Raw genomic sequence first — 1,364 nt, forward strand, 5'->3', positions numbered from 1 at the left:
TATAAAAAAGATAAATAATAAAAAAGCCCTCACATGGAGTAATGCCAGTCAGTTAAGAGATTGACTGGCTTTTTCTTGGGTATTTTTGAGGTTTTCCTTTTACAACCCTTGGATAACTCCTCACTCTTCTCTCAGGTATAACATACCGATTAGATTTCTCCATTAAACTTTCCAGATGTTTGGGTAGATTACCTGCAGAAGCCAAAGAGTCGAATCTGAGTAAATTAAGAAGGGCAATAGATGCAATATGAAAACTGATCCTCAACGGGCTTACTTTGGCACGTTGAGCCATATATTTCATTTGTCTTCTTAGAACATTATAAGCAATCAAGACACCCCATAATTCTTGATAAATTAAGTCTGGCTGTTTGCTCCTTAAGTGCTTACCTTCCTGTAAATTGCTTTTAATTTCTCGGTAACACATTTCAATTTCCCAACGCTGAGCATATAACTTTGCCAAGGCTATAAGTGGGTATGTCTTTGAATCTAATAATGAAGTAATGTAACGTCTGATTTTTCCTGCCTGCTCAACTTCAATTAAACGTGCTTCCCAGTAATCTCCTAATGCTGGATTAAGTTTTTTGGCTCTTGCTGATATTGGCATCCTGATATGAAAATCATGTGGGGAATTCCGTTTAATTATGTCATAACGTAAATTATCTTTTGCTCGCATCAGCCAATGACTTGATTCTCCACGTGTTTGCCAGCCTATTAAAAAATCAGCAGAGAAATAAGCTCGATCAAACAAAGTAATACTTTGTGCTGGAGGAGATAATTGATTTGCTAATGTGAGTTCACCTTGATCCATACTGCCTATTTGGGCATCTATGATTTCATGAGTATTGGTATTCACTAGACACGTGGCTCTAACTTGTGGGTAAGGTGCTACAGCAGTTTTACCTTTAGATGAGCCAAAATGATTAAAATTCTCCTTGGTCAGTGGCATAGACCAAACCACCCCGTCAACAGCACATACACTAAGACCTTGAAAGGTTGAATATTGTTGTTGTGATTCATCAAACCATGCTTGGCTGATTAAGGAGAATAAGGCGGCTAAGGGTTCTCGACCTAAACGTTGTCGAGCTTGGACAGCTGCACTAGGAACACAATAATCTGTTGTACCAAACACGAGTTTTAATTGTTCTACCACATAGCTGATGGGTTGATTGCGAAACAAGGCAAGCCCAAGAACAAGCCAAACCACGTGCTCAGCAGGTAATTTTCTCCTTCTGATCGATGCCTTACCTGTTTGATGCAGAGATGTTTCAATCCAATTTAAGTCAATAAGTTCACAAAAATGGCTAAGTGATGGGAGAGCATGTTCAAGAGTGGATTCTAAATGTTCAGATAAAGTCATAAAAAAA

1 protein-coding gene is annotated in these 1,364 nt (G+C 38.4%); it reads right to left on the minus strand.

Features of this window, described 5'->3' with window-relative positions; all coding sequences use genetic code 11:
• Positions 1-52: 52 nt before the first annotated feature.
• Positions 53-1,357 carry an IS4 family transposase gene (locus GW12_RS04010; RefSeq protein WP_034583738.1) on the minus strand — a complete coding sequence of 435 codons (1,305 nt, stop codon included), beginning with the start codon at positions 1,355-1,357 and terminating at the stop codon, positions 53-55.
• Positions 1,358-1,364: the final 7 nt, after the last annotated feature.

The organism is Acinetobacter sp. HR7 (assembly GCF_000773685.1).
Classification (GTDB): domain Bacteria; phylum Pseudomonadota; class Gammaproteobacteria; order Pseudomonadales; family Moraxellaceae; genus Acinetobacter; species Acinetobacter thermotolerans.

Bases quoted from the DNA above. Each gene is read 5' to 3' on its own strand.
- GW12_RS04010 (WP_034583738.1), bottom strand. From the start codon at position 1,357: ATGACTTTATCTGAACATTTAGAATCCACTCTTGAACATGCTCTCCCA.